The sequence below is a fragment of the Pelagibius sp. genome (assembly GCF_028289705.1).
In the GTDB taxonomy this organism is placed as follows: domain Bacteria; phylum Pseudomonadota; class Alphaproteobacteria; order Kiloniellales; family Kiloniellaceae; genus Pelagibius.
In genome coordinates this window covers 1-15163 of record NZ_JANQOI010000053.1, presented here as the reverse complement: position 1 = coordinate 15163, position 15163 = coordinate 1, and the positions used below count along the sequence as shown (strand labels likewise).

Genomic DNA, 15163 nt, shown 5'->3' with positions numbered 1-15163 from the left:
ATCGCGCCGGCAGCCGTCGCCGGTGAAGTACTTGCCGGGGTAAGTGGAGAAGTAGGTCTGCACGAAGCGCTCGTGATCGCCGTAGACCGTGCGCATCTGTCCGGGCCAGGAATCGGCGATGCAGAGGTTGCCCTCGGTGGCCCCCTCCAGGACCTTGCCCTCGGCGTCCACCAGTTCGGGCCTGACACCGAAGAACGGCAGGGTCGCCGATCCGGGCTTGAGCGCGGTGGCGCCGGGCAACGGGGTGATGAGGATGCCGCCGGTCTCGGTCTGCCACCAGGTGTCGACGATGGGGCAGCGCTCGTCGCCGACGACATTGTAGTACCACAGCCAGGCTTCCGGATTGATGGGCTCGCCGACGCTGCCGAGGAGGCGCAGGGAAGCTCGGCTGGTGCGCTTGACCGGTTCCTCGCCGTCGCGCATCAGCGCGCGGATCGCCGTGGGCGCGGTATAAAAGATCGTGACCTTGTGCTTGTCGCAGACCTGCCAGAAGCGCGAGGAGTCCGGATAGCTGGGCACCCCTTCGAACATTAGGGTGGTCGCGCCGTTGGCCAAGGGTCCGTAGACGATGTAGCTGTGGCCGGTGACCCAGCCGACATCCGCCGTGCACCAGTAGACATCGCCGTCGTGGTAGTCGAAGACGTACTGGTGGGTCATGGAGGCGTAGACCAGATAGCCGCCGGTGGTGTGCAGCACGCCCTTGGGCTTGCCGGTCGAGCCCGAGGTATAGAGGATGAACAATGGGTCTTCCGCGTTCACCTCCTCCGGCGGGCAGTCGGCCGAGGCTGCCGCGCAGGCCTCGTGATACCAGACATCGCGCCCCTCGGCCCAGTCGACATCACCGCCGGTGCGCCGAACCACGAAGACCGTGTCGACGCCGCCGCATTGGGCGATGGCCTTGTCGGCGTTGGCCTTCAGCGGCACCTTGCGGCCGCCGCGCAGGCCCTCGTCCGCGGTGATCACGCAGCTGCTCTCGCAGCCGCCGATGCGGTCGGCCAGGGAGTCCGGCGAGAAGCCGCCGAAAACGATGGAATGGATGGCGCCGATGCGCGCGCAGGCCAGCATGGCATAGGCCGCCTCGGGGATCATCGGCAGGTAGATGGTGACCCGGTCGCCCTTATTCACACCGCGGGCTTTCATGGCATTGGCCAGGCGGCAGACGTTCTCGTGCAGCTCGCCGTAGGTGATGTTGCGGCTCTCGTTCGGGTCGTCGCCCTCCCAGATGATCGCCACCTGATCCGACCGCGTTTCGAGATGGCGGTCGATGCAGTTGTGGGCCACGTTGGTGGTGCCGTCCTCGAACCAGCGGATATGGACGTCATCCGGGCCGTAGGAGACGTCCTTCACCTTGCTGTAGGGCTTGAACCAGTCGATGCGCTTGCCTTCCTCGGCCCAGAAGCCCTCCGGGTCGGAGACCGATTTCGCATAGAGCTCGCGGTAGCGGGCCTCGTCGCACCAGGCCGATTGGGCGATTGCCTCGGGAACCGGGTAAAGCTTGGTTTCAAGCATCGCTTGACATCCTCCTGAAATCACCGGGCGGCAGCGCCGGCCACTGCCGGGTTGTGGTTTGAATTGCGCGCAGGCCGGCCTACTCGGCAGCGGCTTTCTGCAGCGAACGTTCGATCAGCCGGCAGGCTTCCTCGGCCTCGCCCCAGCGCTTCACTTCGACCCACTTCTCCGCCTCCAGATCCTTGTAGTGGCTGAAGAAGTGGGCGATCTGGTCGAGCAGGATCTGGGGCAGCCCGCGGTAGGAGCCGATGTCCGAATAGAAGGGGTGGAGCTGGTCGACGGGAACCGTGAGGATCTTCTCGTCCAGGCCCGCCTCGTCCTCCATGATGAGCACGCCGATGGGCCGGGCGCGGACCACTGCGCCGGGCACCACCGGCGTTCCGGTCACCACCATCACGTCCACGGGGTCGCCGTCGTCGGCCAGGGTGTGCGGCACGAAACCGTAGTTGCAGGGATAGCGCATGGCCGTGTGGAGGAAGCGGTCGACGAAGACTGCGCCGGAGTCCTTGTCCAGCTCGTACTTGACCGGCTCCCCGCCCAGGGGCACCTCGATCACGACATTGAGCTCCCAGGGCGGATTTTGCCCGGCGGGTATCTTGTTGAGGTCCATCTCGCCTCCGCTGCGTCTCATCTGGCCGTCGCCCAGAGAGCGGCCTTAGAGCGGCCATGCCGCCTTCATGCCTTTCCATAGCCAAAAGCAAGCCGGCCCGGCACTGACAGGCGTCAGTGCGCGAACCCGGGCGGCGCCCTATCAGTGACGCTGCAGTCTGCCGCGACGTCGGTCTTGGGGAGGCCTTGACCCTTTCCCTTCGCCCGGCCGCGGCGGGCCGCAAATGTGGAATCGCAAGGTCCACCGATCATGCGGAGGCCCCCGCAAGGGTTCCGGAACAACAGAGACCGGAGCGGCGGCCGACAAAGGACAGGATCGGTGCAGCAGCTAGGAGGTAACGATAATCATGGCTGAACCCCAAGACACCGGTAAGGCCTACTGGAAAGCCAACATCAGGCTGGTCGCCTACTGCCTCGTGGTCTGGGCGGTGGTCTCCTATGGCTTCGGCCTGGTGCTGCGCCCCGTCCTCGACGTCATCGACGTGGGCGGCGCCGGCCTAGGCTTCTGGTTCGCCCAGCAGGGATCGATCTACGTCTTCCTGATCCTGATCTTTTTCTACGCCTACCGCATGAACGCACTCGACCGTCAGTTCGACGTGCAAGAAGACGAATAGGGGGCGGGATCGATGGACCTACAGACACTCACCTACATCGTTGTCGGCGCCAGTTTCGCGCTCTACATCGGTATCGCCATCTGGGCCCGCGCCGGCAGCACCGGCGAGTTCTACGCCGCCGGGCGCGGCATTCACCCCGTCGCCAACGGCATGGCCACGGCGGCGGACTGGATGTCCGCGGCCTCGTTCATTTCCATGGCCGGGCTGATCGCCTTCCGCGGCTATGACGCCTCCATCTTCCTGATGGGCTGGACCGGTGGCTACGTGCTGCTGGCCATGCTGCTTGCGCCCTACCTGCGCAAGTTCGGCAAGTTCACGGTCCCCGAGTTCATCGGCGACCGCTACTACTCCCAGACGGCGCGCATCGTCGCGGTGATCTGCCTGATCGTCGCTTCGATCACCTACGTGATCGGCCAGATGAAGGGCGTCGGCGTCGCCTTTTCCCGCTTCCTCGAAGTCGATTTCGAAACCGGCCTCTTCGCCGGCATGGGTATCGTCTTCATCTATGCGGTCTGGGGCGGCATGAAGGGCGTCACCTACACCCAGATCGCCCAGTACTGCGTGCTGATCCTGGCCTACACCATCCCGGCGATCTTCATCTCGCTGCAGCTCACCGGCAATCCCTTCCCGCAGCTCGGTCTGTTCAGCGGCACCGAGGACGGCACGCCGCTGCTGGTGAAGCTGGACCAGACGGTCACCGATCTCGGCTTCAAACAGTACACCGCACAATCGGGCGGAACGCTCAACCTTGTGCTCTATACGTTGTCGCTGATGATCGGCACCGCCGGCCTGCCCCACGTCATCATCCGCTTCTTCACGGTTCCGAAGGTGCGCGATGCCCGCTTCTCGGCGGGATGGGCGCTGGTCTTCATCGCCATCCTCTACACCACCGCCCCGGCGGTGGGCGCCATGGCCCGCCTCAACATCGCCGACACCATCCAGCCGGGTGAAGTCGGCACCGTCGAGGGCAGCTTGGCCTACGAGGAACGGCCCCAGTGGTTCAAGAACTGGGAGAAGACGGGCCTGCTGGTCTTCGAGGACAAGAACGGCGACGGCCGTATCCAGTACTACAACGACAAGAACCCCGAGTTCGCCCAGAAGGCCGAGGCCTGGGGCTGGCAAGGCAATGAGATGGTCAAGGTCGACCGCGACATCATGGTCCTCGCCAATCCCGAGATCGCCAACCTGCCGAACTGGGTCATCGCCCTGGTGGCAGCCGGTGGTCTCGCCGCGGCCTTGTCGACTGCGGCCGGCCTGTTGCTGGCCATCTCCTCGTCGATCTCCCACGACCTGTTGAAGGGTGTCTTCATGCCGAAGATCACCGAACGGCAGGAACTGATGGCGGCGCGCATCGCCATGGCCGGCGCCATCGGCCTGGCCGGCTACTTCGGCCTTAATCCACCGGGCTTTGCCGCCCAGGTGGTGGCCCTGGCCTTCGGCCTGGCGGCGTCGTCGATCTTCCCGGCCCTGATGATGGGGATCTTCAACAAGCGCGTGAACAACGTCGGCGCCGTTGCCGGCATGCTCGCGGGGCTTGGCTCGACCCTGGTCTACATCTTCTGGTTCAAGGGTTGGTTCTTCGTCAAGGGTACCGAGATGATGGCCAATACCCCGGACAACTGGCTCTTCGGAATCGCGCCGGAGGCCTTCGGCGCGGTGGGCGCGGCGATCAACTTCATCGTTGCCATCGTCGTCGCCAAGGCGACCCAGGAGCCGCCGGAGCACATCCAGCGTCTGGTGGAAGACATCCGCATCCCCAAGGGGGCGGGTGCCGCCACGGGGCACTGAGCGGTTTAGCCTAGGTCCCTGCTGTTCTAAACTAAGCGGACTCCGCCCATCGCGCGGAGTCCGCTCTTTCTTTCGGGAGCTTGTCATGGAAGCGGGCCAGACCGAGATCCGGAACTTCCTGTCCTCCTGCCATCCCTTCAGCGCGCTTCCCGACGATGTCGTCGAGGCGCTGCCCGCCGCCATAGAGGCCCGCCAGGCCGAGCGCGGCGCCACGATCCTGCAGCCGGGCCAGGAAAGCCGTCATCTCTTCCTTGTGCGCTCCGGCGCCGTCGAGATCCGCTCCCCGGAGGGCCAGCTCTGGGCCCGGATGAGCGAGGGCGAGGCCTTCGGCGTGCGCGCCCTGCTCGGCGACGGCACCGCCCGCTACCAGGCGGTGGCCCTGGAGCCGAGCGAAATCCTGCTGCTGCCGCAGGCGGACTTCGCCCGCCTCAAGGAAGGCTTTCCGACCTTCGATCAGTTCTTCGTGCCCTCGGGCTCCGACCGCATGCGCAGTTTCAGCGGCGAGCGGAAGGGCGCCGATGAGGAGCCCGCCGGCCTCCTCACCCTGCGCACCGCCGATCTGATGACCCGCGCCCCGGTGACCATCCAGCAGGACCAGCCGGTTCAGGTGGCCGCGCGGCTGATGCGCGACCGGCGCATCTCCTGCCTGCCGGTGCTCGACGGCGAGGCGCTCGTGGGAATCCTGACCAGCGGCGACCTGCGCGACCGGGTGGTCGCCGAGGGCTACGCCGTGGACGGGCCGGTCCGCGCGATCATGACACCGCAGCCCTTTGCGCTGGGCGAGGAGACCCCGGCCTACGACGCCCTGCTCGCCATGACGCAGCGGAACATCAGCCACCTGCCAGTGGTCGCGCGCGAGAGCCTGGTGGGCGTGATCACCAGCACCGATCTGGTGCGCAAGCAGGCCCAGTCCGCGATCTTCCTGGTCCGCGACATCTACAAGCACGACAGCTTCGAGGGGCTGGCCGCCAGCGTGGCCCAGGTGCCACAGCTTCTGGTCAACCTGGTGGAGGCCGGCAGTTCGGCCCACAATATCGGCCACATCATCACCAGCATCTGCGATGCCGCCACCAAGCGCCTGCTGCAACTTGCCGAGGCGCGCTTCGGCCCGCCGCCGGTGCCCTATCTCTGGCTGGCCAGCGGCTCCCAGGCGCGGCGCGAGCAGACCGGGGTGTCGGACCAGGACAACTGCCTGGTCCTGGACGACCGCTACGATGCCGCCGAACACGGCCCCTACTTCGAGACCCTGGCGAAGTTCGTCAGCGACGGCCTCAACGCCTGCGGCTACATCTACTGCCCCGGCGAGATGATGGCGACCACGGACCAGTGGCGCCAGCCGCTGGCGACCTGGCAGCGCTATTTCGTCTCCTGGATCGAAGAGCCGGCGCCCATGGCGCAGATGCTGACTTCGGTGCTCTTCGACCTGCGGGCCATCTGGGGCGAGACCGGCCTGCTGGAAGCCCTGCAGGACGTCGCCATCGAAAAGGCGCGGTCCAACAGCATCTTCCTCGCCCATCTGGTGAGCAATGCCCTGACCCACACGCCGCCGCTGGGCTTCTTCCGCAACTTCGTGCTGATCCGCGGCGGCGACCACAAGCACCGCTTCGACTTGAAGCACAGCGGCGTCGTGCCGATCATCGATATCGCCCGGGTCTACGCCCTGGAGGCCGGGGTCCGCGCGGTCAACACCCACGACCGGCTGGTGGCCGAGCGGGAGGCCGGGGTGCTCAGCGAGTCCGGCGGGCGCGACCTGCTGGAGGCCTTCGAGTTCATCTCCATCCTGCGCCTGAAGCATCAGGCCCGGCAAATCCGCGCCGGCCAGGCACCTGACAATTTCGTTGCGCCCGACGATCTGTCACACTTCGAGCGCAACCACCTGAAGGACGCCTTTCAGATCGTGAAGACCATTCAGTCCTCCTTGGCCAACAGGCACCAGATCGGCGCGCGATGAGCGCCACCTGCCGAAACCGCGGGCCTTTGGTGCCTGGAACCGGAGCCGCGCGATGCTGCACCTGATCGCCGTCTTCGCCATGGGCTTCCTGGCGGCGGGACTCGTCCTGCTGGTCTACAAGCTGCGCGGCGTCAAGGCACCGCGCTATCTGGTGCCCATGGCCGCCGGCCTGGCGATGATCGGCTATTCCGTCTGGAGCGACTATTCCTGGGCCTCGCGGACCATCGATGGCCTGCCGGACCACGTTCAGGTGGTGAAGGAGATCTCCTCTTCCGCGCCCTGGAAGCCCTGGACCTATCTGATCCCGCAGGTCGACCGCTTCATCGCGCTGGACTCCTCGGAGACCCGCCGCAACGAGCGCCTGCCCGGCTTCGTCATGGCCGAGGTCATCCTGGTCGCCCAGCGCGAGCCGGCGGTGACCACCCGCCAGCTCTTCGACTGCACCCAGAGCCGGCGCACCGACATCCTGCCCAGCGCCGAATTCAACGACGACGGCATGCCCGTGGCCCCGCAGTGGGTGCCGCTTGAGCCCGGCGACGCCCTCTATCAGCAGCTCTGCGCGGGGAGCTAGAGGCTCCCCCTGCTTCGCCCGTCGTGACGCCGTCCGACGACGGCTCCTCAGAACCTGACCCGAAATGAAACCTCATCCGTCAAAGGACTCTCGTGCCCTGGCCTCCCAGATCGTCATTGCCGGACTTGTTCCGGCAATCCATCGCGGTCCGGGTCTCGCTCTATCCATGGACCCTCGGGACAAGCCCGAGGGTGACGATGGGGGGCGGAATTGTGTTGGCAGGCTTTTGAAATCAAACGATTCGCTTCGACTCAGGCTCTCCGGGTGAGGCAAGGGATGTGAACGATTGGCCTCATGCCGAGGAGCCGGCGAAGCCGGCGTGTCGCAGCACGAGGGCAATCCGCACTGGGGCGTTCACCGGCCCTTCGGCTTGCTCAATACTTCGCCTGGCGGCGGCGGATCTCGACGATTTCCTGGGAAACCGCCAAGGCCTTGCCCAGGGTGTCGATCTGGCGCGCCTGCAGCAGGTCCAGCATGCGCACGAAGGCCTGGGCGGTGACCATGGAATCGCCCAAGGCCGTGTGGCGGCCCTGGATGGTGATGCCTAGGCGTTCGGCCACGGCGTCCAGAGTGTGCTCGCCGCTGTGGTCGTGCAGATAGGCGGAGAGCAGCACGGTATCCAGCACCGCGTTGTCGAAGCGCAGGCCGGTCTCGGCCTCCTTCAGCGCCAGGAACTTCATGTCGAAGGCGGCGTTGTGGGCCACCAGGACGGCGTCGCCGACGAAGGCGTGGAAGCGCTCCAGGACTGCTTTCGCCGGCGGCTTGCCGCGCACCATCTCGTCGGTGATGCCGTGGAAGCGGATGGAGCCCGGCGGAATGCGGCGGCCCGGATCGATCAGCTCGTCGAAGGACTCGCCGGTGAGCACCCGGCCGTTGACGATGCGCACCCCGGCGATGGAGATCATCTCGTCGCCCTGGGAGGGCTCCAGCCCCGTGGTCTCGGTATCGAAGACCACATAGGTGAGCTCGCGCAGGCGCCGCGCCTCCAGGCTGCCGGCGGACATGCGGGTCAGGAGGTCGAAATCGTAGAACTCCGGGCGGGCCGGCAGGGCCTCGGGCTCGCCGAGGTCCTGCACGTGGCTTTCCACCGGTGGCGGCAGCGGCAGGCGCAGCCGCGCCTCGCCGGGCCGCGGGGTGTCGCACCAGGCCTCCGACTTGTGGTGTTCCAGGATGTCCCGGCCGGTGAGGCCGCCGAGGCTCTCGCGCAGCCGCTGGTCGAGCCAGGCGTCGAGCTGGGAGACCGAGACCGGTAGTCCCTGCCAGGTGGTGTCGATATAGACCCCGCGATCCCAGATCCGCACCTCCAGCGCGAAGGGCGCCGCGCCGGTTTCGCCGTGGACCTTGCGGATCAGGTGGTCGAGCAGTTCGACGATGCTGTGGCTGTCGCAGTGCAGCCAGGCCGGCCCGCCCTCCAGATCGCAGCCGATCCCGTGCTCGCGGGTCAGGCGCCGGGTGACGCAGTTCAAGAGGCTGTCGGAGAAGACGTCGCTCATGGGCCAGTGGCCGGTGATGATCTCCCGGTAAGCGCCGGTCATGCGCTCGAGATGCGCCGTCAGGGCCTCGCATTCCTTCTCGGCCACCGCCTCGAAGGCCTGACGGGTCTCGGTCTCCTCGGCGGGGATCGCCGCCATGGTCTCGAAGGCCGCGCGCATGCTGGCCAGCGGCGCGCGCATGCCCTCCACGGAATCCCGCAGCAGCCGGTCGCGCCGGCCGAGCACCGTCAGCTCCCGGGTCACGTCCTCGATGGTCACCACGTAGCCCCGCAGTCCCGTCTCGCCACCGCCGGACAATCGGCTGAGGCGGCCGGCCAGGGTGTAGCGGCCGTCCCGCGTCGAGCAGACCAGTTGGGCGGCGGTCTCGGCCTCGCGGCCGGTGCGGGTCAGACTCCCGGCGCGTTCTTCGAGCTGTTCCAGGGCGTGGAGCACCGGCTGGCGGTTGAGGATGGTGAAGAGGGAGCGGCCGAGGCCCAGCTCGCCGGAGACGTGGAGGATCTCCAGGGCGCGGCGGTTGTAGAGCAGGATCTCGTGGTCCTGGTTGCAGATCAGCACCCCTTCGTGGAGGTCGCGCAGCACGGTTTCCAGGCGCGCCTTCTGGTCCTGGGCCATGCGCGTCGCGTGGCCGACGGCCTCGGCGACTTCCTGGCGGGCCGCCTTCAGGGCCTCGGCGGTGCCCTGGGCCGCGGCGGTCACCTCCCGGATCAGGCTCTCCGGGTTTTCGTGCAGCTCGTGGTCGGGGTTGGCGTGGGTGACGGTCTCCAGATCGCGCCCCAGGCCGCGCAGCGGCGCCACCAGGCGGCTGTCGAAGGTCAGCCAGACCCAGGCGACGAGCCCCACCAGCGCGAAACCGGCGGCCCCGCCGAAGAGCACCAGCGCCGGCCCGGCGCCGGAGCCCAGGCGCTCGGCGGCGAACCACAGCCCGGCGCCCAGGACGACCGGCACCGCCAGGCCCAGCAGGGCGAAATAGAGGCCGACGCGCAGACGGATCTTGCCGCTGGAGGACGCCATGTCAGCGTACCCGGGTCACGGGGCACACCCGGGTTTCTGAGCGCACCCGGGTCTCTGGGTACACCTGGGTTTCTGGGCCCGGCCCGCAAACGAGACCGCCGCGACCGGCCCCGTTTCAGATCTCCGAGCGCACATCGCTGGCCAGCAGCTTCTGCACCTGGGCGAGGACTTCGCGGGTGGAGAAGGGCTTGGTGAGATAGGCATCGGCACCCAGGGCGAGGCCCTTCTGCCGGTCGGCGTCGCGCCCGCGCGCCGTCAGCATGATGATGCGGATGTCCTGCCACTCGGGCTTGGCGCGGATCATCTTGCAGATCTCGAAGCCGTCGAGCTTCGGCAGCATGACGTCGAGCAGGACCAGGGCCGGGCTGTGCTCCTCGATGGCCGCCAGGGCCTCCTCGCCGTCGTAGGCCACCCGCACGTCGAGGTCCGCCCGGCTCAGCAGAAAGCTCAGCGCGTGAACGATGCTCGGTTCGTCGTCGACGACAAGGACAGGCTGTGACATGGCTTCACGACTGCTCGGCTGTGGGGCCTCCGGGAGCGCGCGCCGCCCTCCCCGGCCGCGCGCCGTTCGATCCTAACCCCAGACCGCGCCCTTTCAAAACCCGGCGCATTTCCCTGCCGGTACCTTAGGGCCGCGCCGGCCGGCGGGCACTGATTGCTGTCAGTGTGGGGCCAGAGCTCCAAACTGGTTGGCAAGTTACGAGGCGCCGAATCCTCGGTCTGGTCCATTGAGACGACCAGGCGATCCGGTTAGCGCCACGGGAATGATTGGCTTTCTCTTGCCGCAGCAGTTGAGCATACTGGTGCGCAAGGAAGGTGTTATGGCTCCCACATACTGGCTCAATCTCTTCTCGTATAAGTCTTGGACCGAGTTTCTCGACGCCGGCGGCCAGGTTACCGGGTTTCGGGAGGGCCGTGCGAAATCTGTACGCCGGATCAAACCCGGCGATCTGATGCTCTGTTATCTGACGGGTGTTTCACGCTTCATCGGCCTGCTAGAGGTGAAGGACAGAGCCTTCACCGATACAACTCCTATTTGGGAGGATGCGGTCTTTCCGGAACGTCTGCCGGTTAGGGTCGCGATCCAATTGGAGCCAGAAACAGCTGTCCCGATTACAGATTTGAAGACGCAACTTTCAATCTTTGAGAACCTGTCCAATCCGCACGCCTGGACCGGGCGCCTGCGAGGATCTCCGGCAAAGTGGAGAGCTTCAGACGGGGAGGCGATTGTCGCTGCCATGCGAAATGCAAGTGCAAACCCGGTGCGGCGCCCCTTCGATCCGGCAAAGCTGGCGCGGCGGCCACCGATTCTCCGAACGTCCGAGGGGCAGTCCTTGACCGTCCCTGACAATGACGACGGAGGAACGTTAGACGATGTGCCTTCCTCGGCTGACGCCGAGAAAGCCGTCTCCACCCACACGGAAATTCAGTGGCTGCTCGCCAAGCTCGGCAACGATATGGGACTGAACGTATGGGTCGCCCGCAATGACCGGAACCGGGACTGCAACGGTCAACGATTTACCGAGCTGCCCGGGCTTCTGGAGTCTCTGCCGGTACAGTTCGATGTTCCGACCACGAAGACGATCGAGCTGATTGACGTACTCTGGCTTGACGGCAACTCTATCAGCGCTGCTTTCGAGATCGAGAGCACGACATCGGTCTATTCCGGCCTTCTGCGAATGGCCGACCTCGTCTCGATGCAACCAAACCTGTCGATCCCTATCTACCTTGTGGCCCCGGACGATCGGCGCAACAAAGTCCGTACCGAGATCAACCGACCGACCTTCTCCAAACTGAAACCGCCCTTGGTCGACATCTGCCGCTACATCTCATTCAGCGACCTGCGCAAAAACATCGAGAGCACGACATCCTTCATCAAGCATATGCAACCCCAGTTCCTCAACGATTTTGCCGAAGAATGTGTGTTGGACGATGGGTAGTTGTTTGGAGGGGTTCGGATCTTGCACAGGTAACTCTCGGTGACGGCGTCTCTCGAAACTGTCGAAGCCTTCGTTGAGCGCTGGTCGCCGACCGGGGGCGGCGAGCGCTCGAACTATCAAATGTTCTTGACTGAACTCTGCGAACTAATCGAAGCGCCCGGGCCAGAGCCTGCCGTCGAGGCCGAACAGGCCAATGCTTATGTCTTCGAGCGCAGGGTCAGAGTCCGCAATGTCGACGGGCCGGACTCCACCAACTTCATCGACCTGTACAAGCGCAACTGTTTCGTGCTTGAGGCGAAGCAGAGCGCCAAGCGGCAAAAGCAGATCGTCGAGTTGCAACAGCTCGGCTTGGACCTGCCAGAGCAACGTCTCGGCTCCGGCAAGCGCGGCGGAGCGCAGTGGGATACTCTGATGCGAAATGCCCGCCAGCAGGCCGAGACCTACGCCAAGCGCCTGCCGGCCGAGGAAGGTTGGCCGCCTTTTCTGATTGTCGTCGATGTCGGACATGTCATAGAGCTCTATGCCGACTTTTCCCTGCAGGGCAAGCACTATGCCCAATTCCCGGACCGGCAGAGCTTCCGCATCTACCTGGAAGACCTGCGCGACGAGAAGGTGCGGGAACGGCTGCTGAACATCTGGACCAATCCAGAGTCGCTGAACCCAGCCCGCCGCACGGCGGAGGTAACTCGCGAAATCGCCGAGCTGTTGGCCAAGCTGTCAACGTCCCTGGAAAACCGGCTGATCCGTGCTCTGCCCGGCGACCTGTCACCCCAGGATGCGAGCCAGCATCGCCACGCCATTGCGGAGAAGGTGGCATTGTTCCTCATGCGCTGCCTTTTCACCATGTTTGCAGAGGACGTCGGCCTGCTGAAGCGCGAGAGCTTTGTGAGCCTTTTGGAGGAATACCGTGGTAGCGCGAACAAGCTTCACCTGGCTCTGATCGATCTCTGGAAACGGATGAACGAAGGCGGCTTCTCACCGGTCCTCCGTGACGACGTATTGCGGTTCAATGGCGCGCTCTTTAAGGACGCCAGCGCCATCGAAATCACAGAAGATGATCTGCATCTGCTGATCATTGCGGCACAACGCGCCTGGCAAGACGTGGAACCTGCCATCTTCGGGACCCTTCTGGAACACGCCCTCGATCCGCGGGAACGACACCGGCTCGGCGCCCACTATACGCCCCGCGCCTATGTCGAACGTCTGGTGGTGGCCACCATCATCGAACCTCTGACGGACGACTGGCGCAACGTGCAGGCCGCCATCGCGCGGCGCCTGGAGGCCGGCAAGAAGAAAGCCGCCATCAAAGAGGCCCAGGCCTTCCATGAAAAGCTCTGCAACACCCGTGTGCTCGACCCGGCCTGCGGCACCGGAAACTTCCTCTACGTCTCTCTGGAGCTGATGAAGCGCCTGGAGGGCGAGGTGCTGGAAACACTCACCGAACTGGGCCACGACCAGTACCTGCTGGAACTGGACCGGCATACCGTCGACCCACACCAGTTCCTGGGTCTGGAAATCAACCCCCGGGCCGTCGCCATCGCCGAGCTGGTGCTCTGGATCGGCTATCTTCAATGGCACTTCCGCACCCGCGGCCGCACCATGCCGGCCGAACCGGTACTGAAGAACTTCCAGAACATCCGAGAACAGGATGCCGTTCTCGCTTACGACTCCTGGGATCTGCAGCGCGATGAAACCGGCAAGCCGGTCACGCGCTGGGACAGAGTCACCTACAAGCTGCATCCCGTCACAGGCGAGCAGGTCCCCGACGAGGACGCCCGTGTCGAGCTGCGCACCTACAAGAACCCCAAGGCCGCGACATGGCCGGAGGCAGAGTTCATTGTCGGCAACCCACCCTTTATCGGCGGCAAGGACATGCGCCAGGAACTGGGCGATGGCTACGCGGAGGCAGCCTGGAAGGCACGGCCCCACATCCCCGGCGGCGCAGACTTCGTCATGCACTTCTGGGACAAGGCTGCGGAGACCGTGCGGGCTCGCAAGGCCAGGCGTTTTGGCCTTATCACCACCAACTCCATCACCCAGAAGTTTTCTCGCCGGGTCCTTGAACGCCATCTGGGTGCCAAGAAACCTCTGTCGCTTGTCTTCGCCATCCCCGATCATCCCTGGATGAAATCGGCGGACAAAGCGGCGGTTCGGATCGCCATGACGGTCGGTGTACCCGGTGCCCGGAAAGGGGTGTTGCGGCAGGTTACTCGCGAGACCGGGCTAAATACGGACGCGCCAACTGTTGAGCTCAACCAGCGGCTTGACAAAATTCAGTCAAACTTAACCCTCGGCGCAAACGTATCTTCAGCCTTGCCCCTACGCGCTACTGACCGCCTCGGCGTTCGGGGAATCTGTTTGGTGGGTACAGGTTTCATGATTGATAAGAAGAAGGCAATTAGCCTCGGCTTCAAAACAAGGCCAAACCTCGATTACCACATCCGACCTTACATAAACGGGCGGGACATTACGTCGCGGAGCCGCGACACACTAGTTATCGATCTATTCGGCCTCAAAGAGCGTGAAGTCCAAGAGAGTTACCCAGAAGTATACCAATGGCTAATGGACTCGGTTAAACCCCAAAGAGATCAAAACAAAAGAGAAGCATATAGGACACTCTGGTGGATTTTCGCAGAACCTAGAAGCGAGCTTCGACAAGCGCTTAAAGGGCTTTGTAGATACATCGTCACACCAATGACCGCAAAACACCGCATGTTTGTGTTCCTCGATACTACTATCCTGCCTGACCAAGGGCTCGTTCCTATCGCCCTAGAAGACGCCTTCTTCCTTGGCGTGCTGTCTTCGCAAATTCATGTCACATGGGCGCTATCGGCTGGGGGCCGCCTCGGAGTTGGGAACGATCCTCGCTACAACAAGACTCGCTGCTTTGATCCCTTTCCCTTCCCCGACCCGCCGGACGATCTGGAAGCGCGCATCCGTGACCTTGGGGAGCGGCTGGATGCCCACCGCAAGGCGGTACTGGAGGCGCACAAGCAGCTCACCATGACCGGGCTCTACAACGTGTTGGGGAAAGTGAAGGCGGGCGAAGCCCTATCAGAGGCGGAGAAGGACGTCTACGACGCCGGCCTCGTCGGCGTGCTGCGGCAGATCCACACAGACTTGGATGCCGCCGTCGCCGAGGCCTACAGCTGGCCCGCCGATCTGCCGGACGAGGAAATCCTTGAACGTCTGGTGGCGCTGAACCACGAGCGGGCGGCGGAAGAACGGGACGGCAAGGTGCGCTGGCTGCGCCCGGACTTCCAGGCCCCCAAGAAGCCCGTCGCCGAGAAGAAGCCGGAGCAGATCGAGGCCGACCTGGCGGCCGCAGCGGCCAAGGTAAAGAAGCCCAAGCTGCCCGCAGCCCTACCCGAGCAGGTGGCAGCCATCCGCACGGTCTTGGAGGAAACGGAAGCGCCGATCACCGCCCTCGATCTCTCCCGCCGCTTCTCTCAGGGCAAGAAGGTGGAGCCCAAAGTGGAGGACGTTCTGCGGACCCTCGCCGTGCTCGGCCAGGCGGAGCGTGCGGCGGGCGGCTACGTCCTGACCAGTTGAGGCGGCGAACCGCCCCATCCGCAGGCCTGGTGATCGATTCTGGAAGATCTGGCGTCCCCTAGGGGAGTCGAACCCCTGTTTCCGCCGTGAGAGGGCGGCGTCCTAGGCCACTAGACGAAGGGGAC

At 64.8% G+C, this 15163-nt stretch carries 10 protein-coding genes and 1 tRNA gene; 6 read left to right on the top strand and 5 right to left on the bottom strand.

From position 1 onward, the window contains the following. Both acs and ppa read right to left on the bottom strand, forming a co-directional pair. Positions 1–1509, bottom strand: a 1509-nt coding sequence (gene acs / locus Q0996_RS06455; protein ID WP_299616983.1) for an acetate--CoA ligase, incomplete at its 3' end; no start/stop codon positions are given. Positions 1510–1588: 79 nt separating this feature from the next. After that, positions 1589–2119, bottom strand: a complete 531-nt coding sequence (gene ppa, locus Q0996_RS06450) for an inorganic diphosphatase (protein ID WP_299616984.1) — start codon at positions 2117–2119, stop codon at positions 1589–1591. A 346-nt stretch (positions 2120–2465) separates the two neighbouring features. Between ppa and Q0996_RS06445 the strand changes: the two genes are divergently transcribed. The 4 genes from Q0996_RS06445 to Q0996_RS06430 all read left to right on the top strand — a co-directional run bounded on the left by Q0996_RS06445 (position 2466) and on the right by Q0996_RS06430 (position 7042). Next, positions 2466–2732, top strand: coding sequence for a DUF4212 domain-containing protein (locus tag Q0996_RS06445; RefSeq protein ID WP_299616982.1), 267 nt, complete (start codon positions 2466–2468; stop codon positions 2730–2732). 12 nt (positions 2733–2744) lie between these two features. Further along, positions 2745–4520: a sodium:solute symporter family protein gene (locus tag Q0996_RS06440; protein ID WP_299616981.1), complete on the top strand. Its 1776-nt coding sequence runs from the start codon at positions 2745–2747 to the stop codon at positions 4518–4520. Positions 4521–4605: 85 nt separating this feature from the next. Next, entirely contained in the window at positions 4606–6471 is a 1866-nt protein-coding gene (locus Q0996_RS06435; RefSeq protein WP_299616980.1) for a putative nucleotidyltransferase substrate binding domain-containing protein, read from the top strand. A gap of 52 nt (positions 6472–6523) precedes the next feature. Beyond that, complete coding sequence (locus Q0996_RS06430; RefSeq protein ID WP_299616979.1) at positions 6524–7042, top strand: hypothetical protein; 519 nt, start codon at positions 6524–6526, stop codon at positions 7040–7042. A 374-nt stretch (positions 7043–7416) separates the two neighbouring features. Here Q0996_RS06430 and Q0996_RS06425 read toward each other — a convergent pair whose 3' ends face one another. Further along, positions 7417–9546 (bottom strand): exonuclease domain-containing protein, encoded by a 2130-nt coding sequence (locus Q0996_RS06425; RefSeq protein WP_299616978.1) that lies wholly within the window; start codon positions 9544–9546, stop codon positions 7417–7419. A gap of 115 nt (positions 9547–9661) precedes the next feature. Further along, entirely contained in the window at positions 9662–10048 is a 387-nt protein-coding gene (locus tag Q0996_RS06420) for a response regulator transcription factor (protein ID WP_299616977.1), read from the bottom strand. A 262-nt stretch (positions 10049–10310) separates the two neighbouring features. On the opposite strand from Q0996_RS06420, the gene Q0996_RS06415 reads away from it, so the two are divergent. Continuing rightward, positions 10311–11486 carry an EVE domain-containing protein gene (locus tag Q0996_RS06415; RefSeq protein ID WP_299616976.1) on the top strand — a complete coding sequence of 392 codons (1176 nt, stop codon included), beginning with the start codon at positions 10311–10313 and terminating at the stop codon, positions 11484–11486. A gap of 39 nt (positions 11487–11525) precedes the next feature. After that, a complete protein-coding gene (locus Q0996_RS06410; RefSeq protein WP_299616975.1) occupies positions 11526–15038 on the top strand; it encodes a DNA methyltransferase in 3513 nt (1170 codons plus the stop codon). Between the two features lie 49 nt (positions 15039–15087). Here the strand turns inward: Q0996_RS06410 and Q0996_RS06405 are convergent. After that, positions 15088–15163 (bottom strand) — tRNA-Glu (locus Q0996_RS06405).

Excerpts from the sequence above, each read along its gene's own strand:
- ppa (WP_299616984.1), bottom strand. The coding sequence starts at position 2,119 with ATGGACCTCAACAAGATACCCGCCGGGCAAAATCCGCCCTGGGAGCTC.
- Q0996_RS06445 (WP_299616982.1), top strand. The coding sequence starts at position 2,466 with ATGGCTGAACCCCAAGACACCGGTAAGGCCTACTGGAAAGCCAACATC.
- Q0996_RS06440 (WP_299616981.1), top strand. The coding sequence starts at position 2,745 with ATGGACCTACAGACACTCACCTACATCGTTGTCGGCGCCAGTTTCGCG.
- Q0996_RS06435 (WP_299616980.1), top strand. The coding sequence starts at position 4,606 with ATGGAAGCGGGCCAGACCGAGATCCGGAACTTCCTGTCCTCCTGCCAT.
- Q0996_RS06430 (WP_299616979.1), top strand. The coding sequence starts at position 6,524 with ATGCTGCACCTGATCGCCGTCTTCGCCATGGGCTTCCTGGCGGCGGGA.
- Q0996_RS06425 (WP_299616978.1), bottom strand. The coding sequence starts at position 9,546 with ATGGCGTCCTCCAGCGGCAAGATCCGTCTGCGCGTCGGCCTCTATTTC.
- Q0996_RS06420 (WP_299616977.1), bottom strand. The coding sequence starts at position 10,048 with ATGTCACAGCCTGTCCTTGTCGTCGACGACGAACCGAGCATCGTTCAC.
- Q0996_RS06415 (WP_299616976.1), top strand. The coding sequence starts at position 10,311 with ATGATTGGCTTTCTCTTGCCGCAGCAGTTGAGCATACTGGTGCGCAAG.